Consider the following 19704-nt stretch of genomic DNA (forward strand, 5'->3'; position numbering starts at 1 on the left):
TTCCTCCTAACTTAATTCTCTAGTAATCCACGGTTGGCTTTATCGTCGTTGATTAATTTGCGAACATATCGACCCACTGCACCTCGCACATGGAAGATGTCGTTTGGATATTGTCCAAGATAAGCTTTCGTCACGTCGTCGAACGATCTTAAAGCCTCGTAATATACGTTCTCATACAGCTCCTGATAATTTTCGTTGCCGGAGGCTACATCAGTGATGAAACGCTCGTACGTATAAGTGATATTGCGCCAAAATGCATGGGAAACATCGTTTGCACGATCCGCTAAAGCGTCAAGAACATTGTTAGCGTTTCCCGTCTTTCTGCGGAATGGTCGAACAACTGTGTTACGAACGTCTTGAAGGAGCCGGGCGAAGTTGGAGACGTCATTTTGAACGTATTTATCTAGGTTAAATGCCCACAATGATTTGTCTGCCTCGAATACTTCCGAAGCTCGGATTGAAGGTGACGACGCCGTTCCTTCAATTTGATGTCGGAAGAACAGCGGCGTTGCGTCTCCTATTTCGAGATTGAGCACGTGCTTACTAGTTGTCGCAAATAGGTGTTCGGTTTTATTTTGCGCAGCCCATTCGACCGCTAGATCAGTTGCGTCTCTGCCTAAGTCAATTCGCTGAGCTTTGAGTTCGTTCTGATCATTGCGAATGTATAGGTACATTGGATCCGCAGTGTTACGGGTATCCCACCAGTTCTTGTTTAACTCGTCTGAATTACCCATGACCTCTTTGAGTATCCAATTTTGGGGTACTCCGCCGATGCGTACACCAGTAAGTTCGTCGTTCTCCCAAAATCCAACGGCAACGTTAGAGCTCCACGACGCTGCCCATAACGGGTGGCACAATCCAGAATCTGCTATGGCACTCGTTCCTTCACGATCAGCCCACGCAGGTAAAGCATCACCAGCAACCCAATCCTTTGGAAGCGAAGCTAACAAGGAGTGAAGTAAGGAGCCACCGTCGATCTGCCAAATAAACTCAGTTGCGGCGTTTCCTTTTCCAAGAAAACGCATTCCAGGCGTTCCCATTCTTGCTTTATCACCGTCGTAGACGTTATTTCCGGCAGGTGAGAAGAAATTGTATGCGGTTAATTTGAGGATAGCTTGGGGGTAGGGGAGAGATTTGGGGAAATCGACCAGCAAATTCCAAAAATCTTCGCCCTCATCAGACGGCATAGCTGGTGAAAGCTTCTTAACTTCTTGGTCGCTGGGTCCCAGTTTTCGAGAGGTATCTTTCGGACCTTTCGGTGGGAGTGGTGGACGCTGCATGAAAGGCATGACGCCGTCGTGAAGCATTGCTCCCGGAGCTAATTTTTCGAGACCTGAGTCGATTGCTTTATTGCTAAGACCGTTCTTGAGTAGGTTCTCGGTGGTAGATCGTGAGATTTTTCCATCGGTATATTCATGTCTCAACACAACGGCAATGGTGTGGAGCAAGAACCGAAATTGAGTGGAAACCTCAAATGCGGGTCGGGCAAAGTTGAGCGAAATGCCGGCGGTATGTGCTTGTTTGAGCAGTTCTCGCGGGCTCAAATATCCTCGGTTGGTATCAATCCAAGGAATATCAAAGATATTTTGGTCCTCCATTTTTCTCCATTTCACAGAATTGTTATGGATAATGTAAGAGTAGACACAATAAAGTTTGATTGTCAATCAATATTCACAAATATGTTGCGAAATTTTATTAGAGCTTTTATTCTGTAACTATCCACAATCCCCCCGCGTGCGCGGGGAACTCAATATTCACGAATATAGAAATACCCCCAAACGCTTGGGGAATCACCAGTTATTCTATGTGATAGAAGACAAAAATGCGAGGACGCATACGGAAGGACAACAATGAACAAGCCGCTGTATTTGACCAAGTTTCCCATGCATGTAGCCTTGGCTCGTGATGATGTTGCGAAGCCGGGGCGTGGTTGGAATCCCGCTGATCCTGTCTTTCGGCATCGAGCAGTGATGGGATTGTTCGGCGATTTGTTCACTGACTCCCCTCGTGCAGAGACTGACGCGCTGTTCCGGCTCGACTTGATCCCCGGCGAACCCGCATTTTTCCTCGTACAGTCTACTGCCCGCCCTGATTTTGAGCATCCAGCGATTGAAACAGTCGAATATACACTTCCGAGCTATGCTGAAGGAACACCGGTACGTTTCCGAATTGCAGTAAACGCGGTACGTCGTCAAAACAAAGAAAAGGCCGTACCCAGCCAGGATAGTAGAGGCGTTATTCCAGTTCCGTTCGACGGAGAGGAAAATGACGACGACGTATCACCGATGTCGCTATGGTTGCAACGAAAACTTCATCCTGCTCTCAAAGAATTGCAAATTATTAATCATCAACGTGAAGTGCTTGGGGTCGACAGAGATGGTCGGCGATTCAGTGATCGTGTGGTGCAAGTCGATACGGTAGACGGCGTAGCACAAATCGGTGACGTTGAAGTTCTGCATACTATGATGGCGCATGGTGTGGGACGGGCAAAGAATTACGGATGTGGTCTGCTTTCTGTGCAGGCAATTTGACCGGTCGTGAGGTGCCAATAGTGAATACCCGATCTGAATTGTGGGCTAAGCGCACCGGATTCGATGTTCCGTATCCTTTGCTTGCTCATATGCTCGACACTGCTTGTGTTGCTGGAGCTCTCTATGATCACTGGTTGCGGTCGGAACTTCGCGAGCTGATACAACATGCTTTCGGGGATAAAGCTAGAAACATCGTGCAGTTCGTTTTAGGCGCTCACGATGTAGGAAAGGCGACACCGCGATTTCAGTTGCAGCTGGGTGCTGCTGATTCCCAATGGAATGAAATTCGTTCAGCGATTAATGCTTCGGGGCATTATCAAGATCTGCACCCACGCACTGTGCTGCGTAACGGTACGAAACGGTTTATCCGACGTCATGAACAGAACTCTGCCTATTATTTCGCTGATAATTTCCTGCGCGGCGATAATCGCATCGAAGATATTTGGAAATCTGTAATTTCTGGTGGGCATCATGGTCGATTTGAGGTTCCAGATCTAAGTTCCGTCGAACGAGAGGACTATCAGGAACAGATACGGGCGACTGGTTGGCGTGAATCGCACGAGGATCTGCTGTCACTGCTTGCGTTAGGTTGCGACGTGGATCAGAACGAGTTACCCGAGACGGTTTTTCCAGTGGTCACTGTGTTGCTTTCAGGTCTTGTGATTTTGGCCGATAGGATCGCATCTGGTGAACGATGGGTTCAAGGTGGTCAAAACCTTATGAACGCGGGCGAAATTTCTTTGGAAAATCCGCGTCAATGGATCGAATACAGATATGGCGCCGCCGTAAGCAGGGTTGATGCAACAGTTGGTTTGTATCACCCGTGGGAGAACGACGACGCTGCCTACAAAGCTATTCTTCAAGGCTATCAGCCACGTCCTGCTCAACAGGCGGCCTTAGAAACTGGCGATGGTCTGTGGTCGCTCATGGCCACCACAGGTGTGGGGAAGACCGAAGCTGCGTTACTGCGGCATTCGCTTCGATCGGAGCGGCTCATATTTCTGCTTCCAACTCAAGCTACTTCGAATGCAATCATGAATCGTGTTCGCAAGGCATTTGCAGAGACTTCCAATGTTGCATCGTTGGCGCATTTGCTTGCTTCGCTCGAAGATTTCTATGAGCAGCCACTCTCGATTTTCGATGATTCACATGACGATCCGAATAGTATTAACACAGCTAAGGAATGCGGCGACCTAAATCCGCATCAGGATCCTACCGGTTTATATCCCTCAAGTTTCGTGAAGTCTGGTTCAGCACGCCTGTTAGCGCCAGTGTGTGTAGGCACGATTGATCAGGCGCTGATTGGAGGATTGCCGGGAAAATGGATTCACCTTACGCTTCTCGCCTTAGCCAATTCGCATATTGTGATTGATGAGGTGCATACGCTTGATCAATACCAGACGAAGTTGCTTGAAGGATTGATGCCGTGGCTGGCAGCAACGAACACCCGAGTAACGTTCTTGACTGCCACCTTGCCTAGCTGGCAACGTGAAGTGCTCACCCGCGCATACGGTGGCAAAAGCATCACGATGGCGCCGGCGTCGTTCCCTTCGGCAGAGAGTGTTACTCAGGGTCAGCAAGAAATCGTGTGCAAAAAATTGGAAACGGACAGGTACGTTATCGGTATTGATCTGCGTAAGGTGACGCATCAGAATCTCGTCGAATCGCATATTAAATGGTTTGCTGAGCAACGGCGTGAATATCCAAATTCACGCATCGGCATTATTTGTAACACTGTGCAACGTGCGCGAGACATTGCGAAAGCTATCGAGGAAACTGGTGAGAGCGTCGTCGTACTTCACTCGAACATGACTGCGAAACATCGACAAGAAGCTGCAGATAAAATGCTCAACGAGATCGGACCGGGCGGAACAGCAAAGAAAATAACAATTGTGGGCACGCAAGCAATCGAGGCTTCGTTAGATATTGATTTGGACTTGCTAAACACCGAGTTGTGCCCAGCGCCTTCGCTAATCCAGCGCGCGGGCCGTTTGTGGAGACGAGCTGACGACGGTCGAAGTGCTCGCGTGCCGAGGATGCAACACAAGGTGCTTACGGTAACGTATTTTGACGACGACGAGTCTGGAAAGTACTTGCCGTATCTTGCTGCGGAGATTAAACGATCGGCGTCGTGGCTCGAAAAACATGGTGCGATCAACGTTCCGGGTGACTGCCAAGACTTTATCGATGCCTCGACCGTTAGTTTTGATGATGCGCGTACTGATCAGGATATTGAAGCTTTGGCTGATCAGGCTTTGAAAACTATGAAGGGTGAGAACAACCGAGTTGATTTGAGGAAACTTCTTGGTGAAGAGGCCGAATATGGCGAGCTTCAGTCGATGACCGGGGCGGTTACTCCTGATGAGAGAGCAACACGACTCATCGATCAGGGGCATCAGTATTCATTGATTCTCGGTGGTGATCCAGATGTGGTTCCTGGCGCTCAACAGTGGAACGTCGATCAGCTCTTAAAAATACGTGCCTCAGACAAAGAACGGGTGCGTAAGGTGATGAAGGCTTCGATGAATGTGCGCTTGTCGTTCGACAAGGATAAGGCTGCCAATTACGGACTCGTGGCGTTAAGTGATGCCAACTCTCTTCTGCGTGGGTACTGGTATTTGCCAGATTCTCAGCGATTTTACGACGCGGTTACTGGATTCGATCGCTCGCAAATATCGGCATCTGCACAATATTCGGAAAACTGAAATAGGGAGGGCTGCAAGCATGGGGTATTCTGAGGAAGCTTTGGCATTCAGTACGATCCCGCCTGGACATCAGATTAGAGCCGAAGATCGAATCTCATATTTGTATCTTGAGTATTGCTTAGTGCGTCAAGACCGCACTGGCGTGGTTGCAATTCGTGACGTTGGTGGAGATGAAGCCCAAGTTGACCGAATTCAGCTGCCAGTTTCTGGTGTTGGCGTTCTTTGTTTAGGGCCAGGAACGAGTATTTCGCATGCTGCAATGACGTCGTGTACCAGATCTGGATGCACGGTTGTTTTTACTGGTGGTGGGGGAGTGAATGCGTATTCGTACGCAACTCCTTTGACGGCGTCGTCGAAATGGGCCATTGCCCAGGCGAGGTTGATTTCGAACCAAAAATTTCAGCGGGTTGCTGCTCTGGAACTTTATAAACGGCAGTTCGGACTTGAGCATATGCCTGGTGGGACGATTGCAGCGATGCGTGGCATGGAGGGGAGAATTATGCGCGACACGTATCGTGATCAGGCAAAAAAGATGCGTATCTCGGGATTTAAGCGTGATACCAAAGCTGAAGACGCCGTGAACACAGGACTCAATATTGCGAATTCCATCATGTATGGGGTGGCGGCCACTGCCTGTGCTGCGATCGGCGTGAATCCGTCGCTGGGGATTATTCACCGAGGCGATGCGAGGTCGCTACTCTTTGACCTGGCGGACTTGTACAAGGCACGCATTGTTTTGCCTTTGGTATTCTCGCATGCACATGACGAAGACCCAGTTGAAGCAATCCGCCGTGATTTGCGCCAGCAGATTCATAAAAGAAAAATTATTGCCGACATGATTGACGCGTTGATGGTTGTTTTGACGCCCCACCTGCCAAATCGTGATGACGATCGTTTGATTGACGACGGCGGCGAGGAAGTTGATGGGCATGTTCAGTATGGGAAGGATGACTGATGTTTGTGGTCGTGTCTACTTCGAACGTGCCGGCGCATATGCATGGGTATTTGTCCCGATTCTTAGCTGAGGCCAATGTGGGACTGTATGTGGGGACGATGTCACGAGTTGTAGTTGAGCGCTTGTGGGAGCGTATTAGTACTGCGGTGGGTGAGGGAAGTATTACAATGGTGATGAGTGATTCTCAACGTGAGCAAGGTTTTTCGGTGTTGACCGCCGGGCCACAGTCTCGCCAAGTTTCAGATTGTGATGGGGTGACTTTGATTTGTGGTAGCCGATTGCAAGTGGCAGAAAAGCGGGATTTTGTGAAATAATTCCGCAGGTGGTTTAGTCTATTCCCCGCGCATGCGGGGGTATTTCCACCATCTATAACAGCGCGCACATGCCGGCGTTCTATTCCCCGCGCATGCGGGGGTATTTCCAACACGGAAGTGGAAGAATCTCCACAAGGTGACTATTCCCCGCGCATGCGGGGGTATTTCCCAAATTGATAACCGTCTCGTCAGGGCGATCATCTATTCCCCGCGCATGCGGGGGTATTTCCGATTTAGATGAAATTGCGGAATACCAAGAGCGCTATTCCCCGCGCATGCGGGGGTATTTCCATTGGCATTACCCTTTAATTGAGGGGGTAGGTCTATTCCCCGCGCATGCGGGGGTATTTCCGTTAGAATTGCCTCATTCATTTTAGCTACCCTCTATTCCCCGCGCATGCGGGGGTATTTCCCGCTGGAGAGGTCTGGAACTGAGTACCCTGTACTATTCCCCGCGCATGCGGGGGTATTTCCATGGCGTTTGCGCTTGGAATTCTATTTGAAATCCTATTCCCCGCGCATGCGGGGGTATTTCCAATGCCGAGATTGCTGAAGCAATTTCGAGTGGACTATTCCCCGCGCATGCGGGGGTATTTCCGTCGATCGGTTGAGGATAACCGGCAGTGTAATCTATTCCCCGCGCATGCGGGGGTATTTCCAAAAATTTGGATCGAAGATGGAAAGACGTACTCTATTCCCCGCGCATGCGGGGGTATTTCCCTGATCGAAGCTAAAGAATCCGCTAACTAAACCTATTCCCCGCGCATGCGGGGGTATTTCCAGAGACCTATGCACGCGAACTCGAACCAAAAGCTATTCCCCGCGCATGCGGGGGTATTTCCCTGGTGGTAGACGGAACCGACACCTACAAGGACTATTCCCCGCGCATGCGGGGGTATTTCCGGCTGAGCAGGGGTTTAGGCTACCGAAACACTCTATTCCCCGCGCATGCGGGGGTATTTCCCTCAAACGCCCCGCGAAAGAGCTTGTTAATGCCTATTCCCCGCGCATGCGGGGGTATTTCCGCGGATAGTAGAACGCATCAACCGCTCAGCAGCTATTCCCCGCGCATGCGGGGGTATTTCCAGGCTTTTTCAGTGGATGCGTGATCGTGGCTACTATTCCCCGCGCATGCGGGGGTATTTCCTCTGAAGCCGTCTTAATATTCGGTGGAATCAGCTATTCCCCGCGCATGCGGGGGTATTTCTATTCCTATCGGTAAGGCTGTGCTTCATGTTGGCTATTCCCCGCGCATGCGGGGGTATTTCCGCCAGCCTTCGCCAGTTCCTCAATCGCCGACGCTATTCCCCGCGCATGCGGGGGTATTTCCGGACGAGCCAACTTCTTCGCCATCATGCAAGACTATTCCCCGCGCATGCGGGGGTATTTCCGCTATTTAAAAGATAACGAGGGTAAGGATTCTCTATTCCCCGCGCATGCGGGGGTATTTCCAGACTTCACAAGGCGAGATTAGGCTTAAGCAACTATTCCCCGCGCATGCGGGGGTATTTCCGGCACCCACGTATCAGTAGTAACCCACGAACCCTATTCCCCGCGCATGCGGGGGTATTTCCTGGTTTTGGTGTTGTTGGCATGGCTTTATTTTCTATTCCCCGCGCATGCGGGGGTATTTCCAGTATGAGCTTGGCTCACGTCTCATGGACGCACTATTCCCCGCGCATGCGGGGGTATTTCCAATAAAGAAATCTTTAGTAGTCAAAACACCCTCTATTCCCCGCGCATGCGGGGGTATTTCTGCTGAGATTGGCCGTATTCGCGCGCGTATGTTCTATTCCCCGCGCATGCGGGGGTATTTCCAATGGAATTTAAGTTACCAGAAGAGCCACCTACTATTCCCCGCGCATGCGGGGGTATTTCCATGAGGGCAAGTATTAGCCGTCGTAAAGCTGACTATTCCCCGCGCATGCGGGGGTATTTCCTCCAATCACGAGCGCTGCCATAACAATGCGTGCTATTCCCCGCGCATGCGGGGGTATTTCCCGAGCATACCGCCCACAAGTCCAGCGCCCAAGCTATTCCCCGCGCATGCGGGGGTATTTCCATGGATTGATACGTGGTCTCAGCGCGTAACTACTATTCCCCGCGCATGCGGGGGTATTTCCTTCAAACCAGCCATCGAGATCAGAATCCATACCTATTCCCCGCGCATGCGGGGGTATTTCCGTGCAACACCTTGGAAGCCCTTATCAGACGAACTATTCCCCGCGCATGCGGGGGTATTTCCCTGCGTAAGCGTGCGAAAGAGAAAGAGGAGCACTATTCCCCGCGCATGCGGGGGTATTTCCGGTGGTTCAGGCTCTGGTAAATCACGGTACTGCTATTCCCCGCGCATGCGGGGGTATTTCCCACCGCAGGAAGTGCGGGAAGCAATCAAAAAAATATTCCCCGCGCATGCGGGGGTATTTCCGACGCATCCATTTTCGCGCGTTGTGCGTTAGCCTATTCCCCGCGCATGCGGGGGTATTTCCTGTTCACGGCTGGCTGCTGGTTGATTTGAAATCTATTCCCCGCGCATGCGGGGGTATTTCCAAGAATTAGCGATACTCAGGCAAGAGGTGCGCCTATTCCCCGCGCATGCGGGGGTATTTCCATCTCCTACCTTAAAAACCTTTGGAAAAGGGTCTATTCCCCGCGCATGCGGGGGTATTTCCAAGTGGATTAGTTACGCGCTGAGACCACGTATCTATTCCCCGCGCATGCGGGGGTATTTCTACGCCAGCCGAGCCAGCACCGCTGGCAGTGCCCTATTCCCCGCGCATGCGGGGGTATCTCTAAATTTTAGATCGATCTATTGATTCGCAAAAAGTTTTGTACTGAGTTAGTGAGAAAACTGAAAGACTCTTGTTGGGGGCGGAGCTAGAATTGCGCCGGTCATACAAGAGCCTTAATGAAATTATAGGCAGGCATAAGGAAGAAAACGCAAGCGCAAGCCGCCCGGCATAAAATCGCAGTACGTGTAGCAGTTGTACTTGCGGCTCGAAAAAACACACCTTTTGCTCGGATCTTGTTGGAACGTAAGGTAGTGAGAAAATGTTGGCAATCTCAGTGTGCACGTTGTGCACAGGTCAATTCCGGCGTATGTGGGAGTTTTCCAAACAGCACGCACAATCAAACAGAATGATAGTGAACCAAAGTACGCAAATTCTGATTCCTCACCCCATACGCTTAGCAACCTGATAAACAGTCGCCCCTCTCATCAAGCAGCGCATTCACAGCCTCCACACGCTCCCGCGCCTCAAAACAGCCCCAACACTCGTTGACTTCGCCACAATAAACACCTTTTCCTAATCCTGCGGAGGATTCCCAGAAGCAACCCAATGTTCACGAAATAAATCCTCAAGAGTCTTACCTTGAGAAAGCAGAAAATAATACCCGTCCTCACCATAATGAGAATATTTAGCAGCGATCATGTCACCAGCTACATACTCACGCCACTAATCATCACGATAATCACCCATTGACCAGGGAACACCATTGTGGAGTTGATTGAGGTCTGGTTACCGTCTTGCTTGGTCGAGCCCACGATGTCCTTGTGTGGGTCAGGGTTCCAAACATAGACCGGCGGCTCATTGGTCGGTACGGTCTTGTCGTTGTATTTCTCCCAGCCCTTGTTGGTCAGCTGCACCGTTTGACCGTGAGTGTCGGTCTCGTCGGTGACGGGCTTAAACGCACCAGCAATGTAGAGCTTCATCACCGCTGGCTGGGACAAGCCCGCAGTGGTGGCCAAAAACTCTGGTTTCGCACTCGCAATCGTGGTGGTGCCACTGAGCGTGATCGTGAACTGGCTCGTTACGTCTACTCCGTCCCTGAATACGCGCGCGGCTCCCGTGTTGGTGAAGTCGACGTATTTGGCAGCTCCTGACCAGTCATCGGCAATCTGGTAGTCGGTCAAGGGGCGGGTGATGCCGTTTGGGATAGAGCCGGTGACGACGGAGCCTACCTTATCGCCGTGGAGGAAGAGTTTTTGGTCTGCTCCCACAGCGTTGGTCTTGTTCGGATCCGAGGTGACCAGAGCGCCTGCGCTGTCGAGTACCCAGGCTTTGTTGGGGTTCGGGTCAGGCAACGGATTACCTAGTGGCTCGTTGTTGTTACGGGCGATACACACTGCTGAGAGAGTACCTGAGCCCATCGCGTCGATCTTGGACCGACCAAGAGCACGCAGGCTATTCACGTCATTGAGGTTGTTAGCTGACTGAATGAAGTAGTCCGTCCACGATCCGACGATCTGATCCCATGACGCATTGTATTGGGTAATGCCATCATCGTTAGCTCGCGCATACCCACCACCAAACAGTGTTGGTGCTGAGGCGAGGGTGTAGTCATACATTCCTAGGTAGACGACGCGCGCCTGAGTTGCAGGCACAGGATCGCTCGCGCCACGGGCAATAGCTTCGTTAATAGCGTCGGTACATGCTGCTTGGTAGTAGCCTACCGCGCTGGTGCCAAACGAGGACTTACCTGAGCCAGCAAGGACCTTGGTGGCGAAGTAGTCAATCGAGGTCTGCCCCCAGCCCTGCGTAGGCACAGTGTTTCCGCTTTCGTAATCATCTTGTGCGTGCCAAACGTATGATTGGTCTGCGCCGTAATGGCTGACGGCTCCGCCACCGGCGGTGCCTGCCCCATCGCCAGCAAAGGCGAGAGGGCTCGTGAGAAGGGTTGCGCTACATAGCGCTGCGAGAGTGCCGATAATTCGGCGCTTCATTGGCTTCATTAGCTTTTCCTTTAATGAGAGAGGATGTAATGTCGGAAAACAGATATTCACTGTTTCCTGACATCCCTAGTAGTGTGCGTTACTGCCTGGAAAGATTTTTGGGATACTGACCAAGCAGTGATTGAGCCTTTACCCAATCGCTCATTTAGTGTGCGGCACTGATTTTTTCTCACGCGCAGATAATACAAACTAGAGGAGTAAACAACCTCTATAGCTCGAAGCGTCTAAACTGATATGCTACAAACAAGAAAGGAGGAACAGTGCCTTATAGTTCAACAATGATTGCTAACAATGTTTTAAGCCGCTCTTTTGCAGAAAAGATATACATTAGCTCGATGAAATTGCAAAAAATCATGTACTTCGTTGCTAGTGAATATCAGAAAGTAATGAAGAGTGATCTTTTAGAAGAATCATTTTCTACCTGGGCGTATGGTCCTGTTGTGTATTCTGTTTACGACGAATTTCGTAGTTACGGCAAGAACGGGATTAAGCGTTATGCTAGAGACGCTAGAGGTAAGACGCTCATTATTGATGAGGCACAGGACATCGAGCTTAAGGTAGCCCTTGATAGAGTCTGGGACAAAGCTAAACACAAGACGGGTATCGAACTATCGAAAATTACCCACATAAAAGACTCTGCTTGGGATAAGGCTTTTCAACGAGACTGGCCTGTTCTTAATCCTGCTGATATTGGTTCGGATACAACCTACCGCGAGCCACTAGGTTTAAGGTGAATGTTCGATGGAGAAACCTCATTCGCATAAGGTTGCGCTTGAAATAGATGAAGAAACTGACCGTCGGGGTTCGGGTGTGGAGCCGGAAGTTCCGGCTCCTACTGAGCATCAAACAGATAGTAAGGTTTCTAGCACCTCCCAACAAGAGCCGCATCCTTTCCACGAAATAGTTGACTACTCTAAGTTACAGTACGGACAGAGACTTATTTGCTGCTGTATATGCTTGGTTGTCATTCTTAGTGTTATCGGCTACGCCTGGGGCGGAGATGACCCTAGTAGAAGTGAGCTTCACTCTGCTATTGAATTACTTAAGCTCGTCACCACCACTGCGCTAGGCTTTGTTTTTGCGAAGACGCACACGGAAAGTCAACACATCAAAACAAGCCGTAGCGCAGAGTGAGCCTGTTGCTGCGAATCAGTAGACCGGGCATTATTTGAGCCTTGTGGGTTGTAAAAAGTGTCGTTAGACTATGAGTCGCGGTGAAATATTTCCTACAACTATTGATGCTGTTGTGGATTTTTACGCTCACAGAGACGCTCATTGGTTGAGCGAACTCACTCATGCAGAAGCTCCGTGGCGAGATGTTAGAGACGGTATTCCTTTTGGTCAGCGGTGCAACCACGAAATCACTCATAGCGCAATGGCTGAATATTACGATTCCTTACTGTGAAACAGTCACGTCTACTATGTCCCATGAGTAAAAAATATAAGACACCAAAAGTGTCAACGAATCCGCACAGATCACGAAAGCGCGCGGATTTAGGTACTGTGTTGCCGTGTTCTTCTAAGAAAAGTGCAACCTTTAGCTCTACTGTTTTTGAACGGGAGAACTCGGACTACCTGCGGTTTTGTTTCGGTATAGCCGATCTGGACGGTCCTTGGTCTCCCCGTTTACTTACCCAAGATCAGTCTAAAATGCTGTGGAAGAAACTTTCCGAACTTGAGCAACACAGATGTGGTGAGGCTTTCAAGCCAGGCAGGCTTTATAGCTCTTATGGGGATATGTCCGGTTGCCCAAACAAAGAAGCACTTCAGCGTCTATCGGATAACTATGAGACATTAGATTCGATGGGTAGATTTCGGCTTGGTGGTAAAGAGCGTATTATCGGATGTCGTTTCGGCAATGAGTTCCATATTATTGGGGTCGATTTTGACCATCAGGTATGGCCGTCGAAGAAGAAAAACACCTAACCACGTAAGAATCGCATGAGAGAGCAACTCCCCGTCTGGACACGTTTTTTGGCAGGAGGGGAGCGCTAAGCTGAACGTGTGAGGCAAACATGCTGGCAGAAGTGTCGCAAAGATTAAAAACACTGGTGGGAGCCGGTGTTACGAAACAATTTTTTGCACACACTCTTTAGGTGTAAGGCAACAGACCACGATTGCGAGGAGTGGGAACAATGACCAAAACACAAGCAGCCAACAACGATGTTGAGAGCATAAAGAAAGGAGCGTCAGCTACCAAAGTAGCCAACGCTCCTTGAAAGGGAAAGAACCGAGTTATAGGTTAGTTGTTATAGACAGGGATCCACTTTCCACCTCGACACTCGATATACCCCTTGATAGAGGTATCTGGAGGGAGTCGCCTTTGTCCGTCGGTACACGTAGGCGGAATGGGGGCGCCTGGAGGAGCAATGGTCTTATTGCGGCTGGTGCTTGGCGCGCTTGGTGCTGGTGCTGAGCCTCCAGTCGACCCCGATCCAGAGGTAGCCCCACCAGAACCCGAGCCCGAGCCCGAGCCTGAGCCCGCGCGCGCGGTGCGCTTCGTAGCTGGTGTTGATGTGCGCTGTTGTGCAGCTGCTTGTGCTGCCTGAGCCTCGGCTTGAGCCTGTGCCCCGGCCCATGCTTGGTGGGTTGCGTAGACTGCTGCCGCGTTTTGATCCATGTAGGCACGCGAAGTATCAAGATCGGATGCCGCCTTAAGCAGGGCATCGCGCCCCTCAGGCTTAACCTCACGCAGATGGGTGGCGTTATCGCGTGCGCTCGTGGCGTTATTGTAGGCGTTAGCATCGGCAACCTTACCGGCAGTAGCAGACAACACCCCATTGAGAGCGTTCAACGATTGTTCGTGAGCTGCCCACGCAGCAGTAAAAGTATTGTATGCCTTACGGTCAATCGAGGCATTCACGCGCGCGGTCAGATCACCGAGCGTCTTAGCGGTCTTATCAAGAGTCGCAGCATTATCAGTAATCAGGGGAGTGTTTTTAATAAACGAGTCATAGCCGGCCTTGTCGTTGAGCACACCCACCCCGGTGAGCTTGGTACCCAGAGCCTGAGTGAGCTCATCACACACGTGGGTGTCATCTACCTGGGTGGCACAATCTTTAGCGAGAGCCGCAGCGTCCTCGTAGGCCTTAGTGTAGGAGGCGAGAGCCTTGTCCTGGGCCTCGATAGCGCTGTTGTAGGCGGTGCGAGCAGTGCGGGTATCAGCATTGGCATGATAGATACCGACCCCACCGAGCCCTATGAGCGCGAGCACACCTGCAACAATGAGCGCGAGCGCCTTACGAGACACACCCCGCTTAGGGGTAGAGGTATTCGATTCTTGGCTCACGGTTGCTCCCTGTAAGGGCGCATGTTCTCCACCAGGCATAATTATTCCCCTTTCATCTAGTAATAATCATCCTAGCGGATGGAGAGTCGGATATTCCTGCTTCGTTCACTTTCATTGCATCTTACTTACTTCGATAATTCGCTGGTTCACAAACCGTTCGAACAGCGGGTATAAGAGCCGCAATTGCCACCAAGCCAAACAGCACCGCGATAACCATCGCATAGGCGAGAACGATGTATAAAAGACGTATATGAAACAGTAAAGAAGTATTGATATGTTCCCGCAATGATATTCAGGACGTTTTGAAGTTTTTTGAACCTACAGAACCTAGCCGCCTACGCAACCATACATAGCCCGCAACCATAACCGCCGACGAAACCTTACCGCCTACTGCACCTTATCAATCTTGATCTGGTAGATCTTATCCCAGCGCTTGCCCGTCACCCACATTGTGGAAGTCTTGGAGTCCCACGCGATTCCATTCAGCACGTCGTCGTCGGTGAAGGCTCGCCCCTCGGCGTCAATCCTCGCCCGCGCACTCACGAAACTCAAATCTACAACTCCACGAACGTCGCCCGTCTGCGGATCAATGGCCACCAGCTGCGACGTCTTCCAAACATTGGCCCATACCAAACCGTCAACGCACTCTAACTCATTGAGTTTCTCGAGCGGCGCACCGTCCCGACTCACTCTCAGGCTCTTTTGCGTCTTCATCGTCCTTGGGTCACGCCCGGCAAGAGTGCTGGTACCGTCGGAGGTCCATACGGTGTCAGTGGCTTCGTCGTAACACGCGCCCCAACCTTCCTTCGTCTGCAAGCGTTGCGGCGCACTTGGGGTGAGCGTAGTGGCGTCCCAACGATAGAAACGTCCATCTTTCCAGGTCAGCGTCACGAGCTCGTCGTCAACTTTAGTAAGCCCTTCTCCGAACTCATCATCAGGGTAAGCGGCCTTTTTCAGTACCTTGCCACTCCCTACCTCAACGAGCTGCACGAAAGACTTTCCAGACAATCCCGAAGATTCCGCCATCACTCCGGACGTAACGATTTCGAGTCCCTCGGTGAAGCTTTGCGGGTCGTGCGGCATGGTTCCCACGATTTGCGCGCCCAGCACCTGTGCTACCTGCCCAGACCCGGATTGTTGCGTCGCGGAGTCCGATGCGCCCGTGCACGCGGTCAAAACCAAGGCAAGGCTCGTAACAATCGCAACGAGCGCAACGAGCCTAATGAGCGCGACGACGGTGGCAAGCTTGCGATGCAACACGATGCAGCTCCTTATCCTCTTGGCGAGATTCTTTCACTCACGAAAGCATTGAACAGCAAAAACTACTTCTTCGGCGCGAAACCTGCCAGCGTCTTTCCCAGCCAGGTGTACGACGGCGGCTGGCTATCCACCCACACGTCCCAACGGTGGGAGCTGCCGCCCACCTCGAACTCGGTGACCGTCGTCGGCGCCTTCACAGATTTCTTGAACGTATCGTAACTTGCGCGTTTATCGCCGTCTTTCTTGCCTACCACCACGAATAGCTTGCTATCTGGGCCGCCTTTCGCAACCTCGCTCAGCGTATACGCTGGGTTATTAGGATCGTCCCAAACCACGCCTTTAGTATATTGAGGAGCAAAGTACCCGGAGCGCACAATTCCGCCGCCGAATATGTCCGTGTGTCGCATGGCGAACATCGCCGCACACCATCCACCAGCGGAATAACCATCGGTGACCCATGCATCGCGCGAATCTACGGTACGTAAGTTTGTCTGAATCCAGGTGCGCAGCGTCGTCGTCACCCATGTCTCGATCGACGCACCGGGGACGTCGCGGCACTCCGTATCCAAATTGCGTGGGAATACCGTGGGCGCCACGATGATCGCCTCGCCCATCTCACCCTTGTCCACTACCTGCTGATACTTCTCAGCGGTGTGCATAATCTCGGTGAACCCGGCAGGGGAGCCAGGCACGCCCTGAAACGCCACGATCACCGGGTATACACGGTCGGACGATTTGGTATAAGACGCCGGAAGGTGAATGTACGTGGTGCCGTCGCCACCTTGACCTTGCCCGTCGATATTGACTTTGATCCATTGACCTTGGGTAGCGTCCTGGATTCCCGTCAGTGCAGGGTTGCTCAGCGGGTTGCGTTGTAAATCGCTGAACTGTGGTTTGGCAGGTTTCGTTTTCTCGCTGTTTTTGGACGACGACGCCGATCCGTCACCTTTCGAGTCGGCCTTTGTGTCGCCTGTGGTATCGCCGCCAATATCTTGAACTTGTACTTGCTGATCCAACTGGCCGAAGAGGTCATCCCAGGTGGCATACCACAGGGTGGAACGGTTGAAGCCAACAAATGCAGACCACACTGCCAGCACACAACACAAAATCACGCTCAGCAGGTGGGGCACAAACTTGATGCCGATCCAACGCAGTAAAGAGATGAGATCCTTGCGGCGTTCTTCTTGGGGAGCGAGGCGCTTCTTCCATAGGAGTGGTAGGCCGATCGTCGTCCACAGTAGCGCGACGATAAATAGGATGATTGAAACTGCCAAAGTGGAGTTGTCAACAAGTTCAAAGAAATGCATGAATTAATCATATTTCACAGTTTTGTTTTGACATGTACTACTGGAGGATGAATTTTCTATTAGACGCAGCGCACATTTTCGGACAGAGAGAGCGGGTGGGTTCTGTGACGCACGACAGTCCACGTTGTGCATATCTATTTAAGTAAGTGCAATAATATTAGTTGTTGTGTGTGTGAAGAGCCGGTGTGTTCCCAATCGCACAGTGGAAAAGTGTGGCATTGTGCCCCGAAAGTTGTACAGTCTGAACTATAAAATATGCAATTTCATGAATTCTTAGACAAGGACCTGCTATGACCAGCAATCCCGATACGGCAGCACCTGCGGAAAATCTTCGCCGTGGCTTGCGCGCCCGTCACCTCAATATGATCGCCATCGGCGGCGCGATTGGAACAGGCCTGTTCCTGGCCTCGGGCGGATCCATTGTGAAAGCTGGCCCTGGTGGGGCTCTGCTCGCCTATGTGCTCATAGGTTTCATGGTGTTCCTGCTCATGCAATCACTTGGCGAAATGTCTACCTATCTTCCGGTGGCAGGCGCTTTCGAAGAGTATTCAACTCGCTTCATTTCCCCTTCATTTGGTTTTGCCACTGGTTGGAATTACTGGTTTAACTGGGCAATTACTGTAGCCGCTGAGTTGGTGGCCGCGTCAATCGTCATGAAGTATTGGCTTCCTGACGTTCCAGCTTGGGTCTGGTCGGCGCTCTTCCTTGCCATTTTGTTCCTGATCAACGCGCTCACCGTATCATCTTTCGGCGAATCAGAATTTTGGTTCGCCTCGATTAAGGTCGTGACCGTCATCATCTTCCTCGGCATCGGAATTCTGATGATCCTCGGCATTCTCGGTGGTAAATCGCCAGGTTTTGAAAACTGGACGGTAGGCGAAGCGCCATTCGTGGGCGGTGCACTCGGCGTACTCAACATCTTCATGATTGCAGGCTTCTCTTTCCAGGGCACCGAACTTATCGGTGTTGCTGCAGGCGAAGCGGAGCAGCCAGAAAAGACCATTCCAAAAGCGATCCGCGGAGTTTTCTTCCGTATCCTGCTCTTCTACATCGGCGCAATCGCCGTCATCGGTTTCCTACTTCCATACACCGACGAACGCCTCCTCGCCTCGGAAGTCGATCAGATTTCCGTTTCCCCATTCACCTTAATCTTTGACAACGCAGGCGTACTCGCTGCGGCGGCCGTGATGAACGCCGTCATTCTCACCTCGATCCTTTCAGCTGGAAACTCTGGCATGTACGCCTCAACGCGCATGTTGTGGGCGCTCGCTCGTAGCGGTAAAGCACCGAAGATATTTGGCAAGCTCAACAAGCGTGACATCCCGATGAACGCTCTCATTGCCACCACGATCATCGGCGCTTTGTGCTTCCTCACCTCCCTTATTGGCGACGGCGAAGCGTATGTTTGGCTCGTGAACGCTTCCGGTCTCGCGGGGTTCATTACCTGGATGGCTATCGCGTGGTCGCATTACAATTTCCGCCGCGCCTACGTCAAGCAGGGTAACGATGTGAAAGATCTTCCGTATAAAGCTGCGCTTTTCCCATTGGGACCGATCGTGGCGATGGTGATGTGTGCATTCGTGATTCTGGGCCAGAACTACGAGGCAATTTTGACTAACGCTGATATGAAAGCGCTGCTCTCGTCATACATCGGTTTGCCGCTCTTCTTAGCTCTGTGGGGTGGGCATAAGCTGGTTACCAAATCGAAGAAAGTCAATTTGCTCGAAGCTAACCTCAAGCGCAATGCTCACGGTTTGAACGACTAAATCGGCTACGATGTAATACTGACGGCTCTCGGATCAATATCCGAGAGCCGTCAGTATTACGGATGCTCCTGCCACGCTAAATAGCAAAAGTGCAAACGCCAGCGTGAGAGTGGAATTGCGAGCATTGCGCGTAATTTTGCTGCCCACGACGCTGCCAAGCATTGATCCAGCCGTAAAAAACAGCACGATACCCGCATCGATATGAATGCCAGTTCCAAGGCGAGCCAATAGCCCAACCAGCGCAGTAATCGCCATGATCAGCAGCGACGTTGCAGTTGCCAGCGGCATCATGAATCCCAAGGCGAACACCAAAATCGGCACGATCACGATCCCGCCGCCGATACCGAAAAATCCGGTGAGCAGCCCAGTTGCAGTTGCTGCAAGGGCAAGAAACCACAGTGGACGACGCCGGCCTGCTTGCGTTGCGAGGTGACCGTGCGTCGTCGTGCTCTCGCTGTGCGCAGCACGCTCCCGCATTGCCTTGATGAGCATTGCAATGGCAATGACCACCAGTAGCGCGCAGAAGGAATACATCAAATAATGCGGTGCTACCAAAACGTTAAGCCGTGCGCCAGCAACGGCACCCACCATGCTGAGCACAGCGAAAAGGAAACCTTGGTGCCACTGCACTTGCCGGCGTCGTAATACAAGCGAAACGAGCGAACTGAAACCTACAATGACGAGCGAGGCGGCTGCGGCGTCGTGTGGAGATTGATTGAGCACAAACACTAAAAAGGGAATAGCGAGAATGCCGCCGCCAGCGCCAAGAGCACCCACAACGGAACCTACACAGATTCCCATCAGGCATGCGATCAATAACTCCATATTTGCACGTTATACCTTGG

Annotated in this window: 15 protein-coding genes and 1 CRISPR repeat array; of the genes, 9 read left to right on the forward strand and 6 right to left on the reverse strand. The window is 51.5% G+C overall.

Annotated elements, in window-relative coordinates:
• Window positions 1-11 precede the first annotated feature (11 nt).
• Window positions 12-1598: a type I-E CRISPR-associated protein Cse1/CasA gene (locus tag JOD55_RS02025; protein WP_204398184.1), complete on the reverse strand. Its 1587-nt coding sequence runs from the start codon at window positions 1596-1598 to the stop codon at window positions 12-14.
• Window positions 1599-1850: 252 nt separating this feature from the next.
• Between JOD55_RS02025 and cas6e the strand changes: the two genes are divergently transcribed.
• The 4 genes from cas6e to cas2e are packed head-to-tail and all read left to right on the forward strand — an operon-like array spanning window position 1851 to window position 6505.
• Complete coding sequence (cas6e, locus tag JOD55_RS02030) at window positions 1851-2531, forward strand: type I-E CRISPR-associated protein Cas6/Cse3/CasE (protein WP_204398188.1); 681 nt, start codon at window positions 1851-1853, stop codon at window positions 2529-2531.
• Between the two features lie 20 nt (window positions 2532-2551).
• Window positions 2552-5236: a CRISPR-associated helicase Cas3' gene (cas3, locus tag JOD55_RS02035; protein ID WP_204398190.1), complete on the forward strand. Its 2685-nt coding sequence runs from the start codon at window positions 2552-2554 to the stop codon at window positions 5234-5236.
• Window positions 5237-5255: 19 nt separating this feature from the next.
• Window positions 5256-6191 (forward strand): type I-E CRISPR-associated endonuclease Cas1e, encoded by a 936-nt coding sequence (gene cas1e, locus JOD55_RS02040; protein WP_204398191.1) that lies wholly within the window; start codon window positions 5256-5258, stop codon window positions 6189-6191.
• A complete protein-coding gene (cas2e, locus tag JOD55_RS02045) occupies window positions 6191-6505 on the forward strand; it encodes a type I-E CRISPR-associated endoribonuclease Cas2e (RefSeq protein ID WP_204398193.1) in 315 nt (104 codons plus the stop codon). Before cas1e ends, cas2e begins: the two co-directional genes overlap by 1 nt.
• A gap of 18 nt (window positions 6506-6523) precedes the next feature.
• Window positions 6524-9299: a CRISPR direct-repeat array (repeat unit 29 nt; unit sequence CTATTCCCCGCGCATGCGGGGGTATTTCC).
• Window positions 9300-9944: 645 nt separating this feature from the next.
• Here the strand turns inward: cas2e and JOD55_RS02050 are convergent.
• Window positions 9945-11237 carry a hypothetical protein gene (locus JOD55_RS02050; protein WP_204398195.1) on the reverse strand — a complete coding sequence of 431 codons (1293 nt, stop codon included), beginning with the start codon at window positions 11235-11237 and terminating at the stop codon, window positions 9945-9947.
• Window positions 11238-11515: 278 nt separating this feature from the next.
• Here JOD55_RS02050 and JOD55_RS02055 point away from each other — a divergent pair, with 278 nt between their 5' ends.
• The 4 genes from JOD55_RS02055 to JOD55_RS02070 all read left to right on the forward strand — a co-directional run bounded on the left by JOD55_RS02055 (window position 11516) and on the right by JOD55_RS02070 (window position 13163).
• On the forward strand, window positions 11516-11971 hold the full coding sequence (locus JOD55_RS02055) for a Panacea domain-containing protein (RefSeq protein ID WP_204398197.1): 456 nt from the start codon (window positions 11516-11518) through the stop codon (window positions 11969-11971).
• Window positions 11972-11978: 7 nt separating this feature from the next.
• Window positions 11979-12371 (forward strand): hypothetical protein, encoded by a 393-nt coding sequence (locus tag JOD55_RS02060; RefSeq protein WP_204398199.1) that lies wholly within the window; start codon window positions 11979-11981, stop codon window positions 12369-12371.
• Window positions 12372-12441: 70 nt separating this feature from the next.
• Window positions 12442-12642 (forward strand): Panacea domain-containing protein, encoded by a 201-nt coding sequence (locus tag JOD55_RS02065; RefSeq protein ID WP_204398200.1) that lies wholly within the window; start codon window positions 12442-12444, stop codon window positions 12640-12642.
• A 23-nt stretch (window positions 12643-12665) separates the two neighbouring features.
• Window positions 12666-13163 carry a hypothetical protein gene (locus JOD55_RS02070; protein WP_204398201.1) on the forward strand — a complete coding sequence of 166 codons (498 nt, stop codon included), beginning with the start codon at window positions 12666-12668 and terminating at the stop codon, window positions 13161-13163.
• Between the two features lie 316 nt (window positions 13164-13479).
• Here the strand turns inward: JOD55_RS02070 and JOD55_RS02075 are convergent, their stop codons facing one another.
• The 3 genes from JOD55_RS02075 to JOD55_RS02085 form a co-directional block, all read right to left on the reverse strand.
• Complete coding sequence (locus JOD55_RS02075; protein ID WP_204398202.1) at window positions 13480-14565, reverse strand: hypothetical protein; 1086 nt, start codon at window positions 14563-14565, stop codon at window positions 13480-13482.
• A gap of 348 nt (window positions 14566-14913) precedes the next feature.
• Window positions 14914-15786 carry a glutaminyl-peptide cyclotransferase gene (locus JOD55_RS02080; protein ID WP_204398203.1) on the reverse strand — a complete coding sequence of 291 codons (873 nt, stop codon included), beginning with the start codon at window positions 15784-15786 and terminating at the stop codon, window positions 14914-14916.
• 62 nt (window positions 15787-15848) lie between these two features.
• Window positions 15849-17093: an alpha/beta hydrolase gene (locus tag JOD55_RS02085; RefSeq protein ID WP_204398204.1), complete on the reverse strand. Its 1245-nt coding sequence runs from the start codon at window positions 17091-17093 to the stop codon at window positions 15849-15851.
• Window positions 17094-17383: 290 nt separating this feature from the next.
• On the opposite strand from JOD55_RS02085, the gene JOD55_RS02090 reads away from it, so the two are divergent.
• Window positions 17384-18859: an amino acid permease gene (locus JOD55_RS02090; protein WP_204398205.1), complete on the forward strand. Its 1476-nt coding sequence runs from the start codon at window positions 17384-17386 to the stop codon at window positions 18857-18859.
• A 33-nt stretch (window positions 18860-18892) separates the two neighbouring features.
• Here the strand turns inward: JOD55_RS02090 and JOD55_RS02095 are convergent, their stop codons facing one another.
• A complete protein-coding gene (locus JOD55_RS02095) occupies window positions 18893-19684 on the reverse strand; it encodes a sulfite exporter TauE/SafE family protein (RefSeq protein ID WP_204398207.1) in 792 nt (263 codons plus the stop codon).
• Window positions 19685-19704: the final 20 nt, after the last annotated feature.

Source organism: Arcanobacterium pluranimalium, from assembly GCF_016907845.1.
Taxonomy (GTDB): domain Bacteria; phylum Actinomycetota; class Actinomycetes; order Actinomycetales; family Actinomycetaceae; genus Arcanobacterium_A; species Arcanobacterium_A pluranimalium.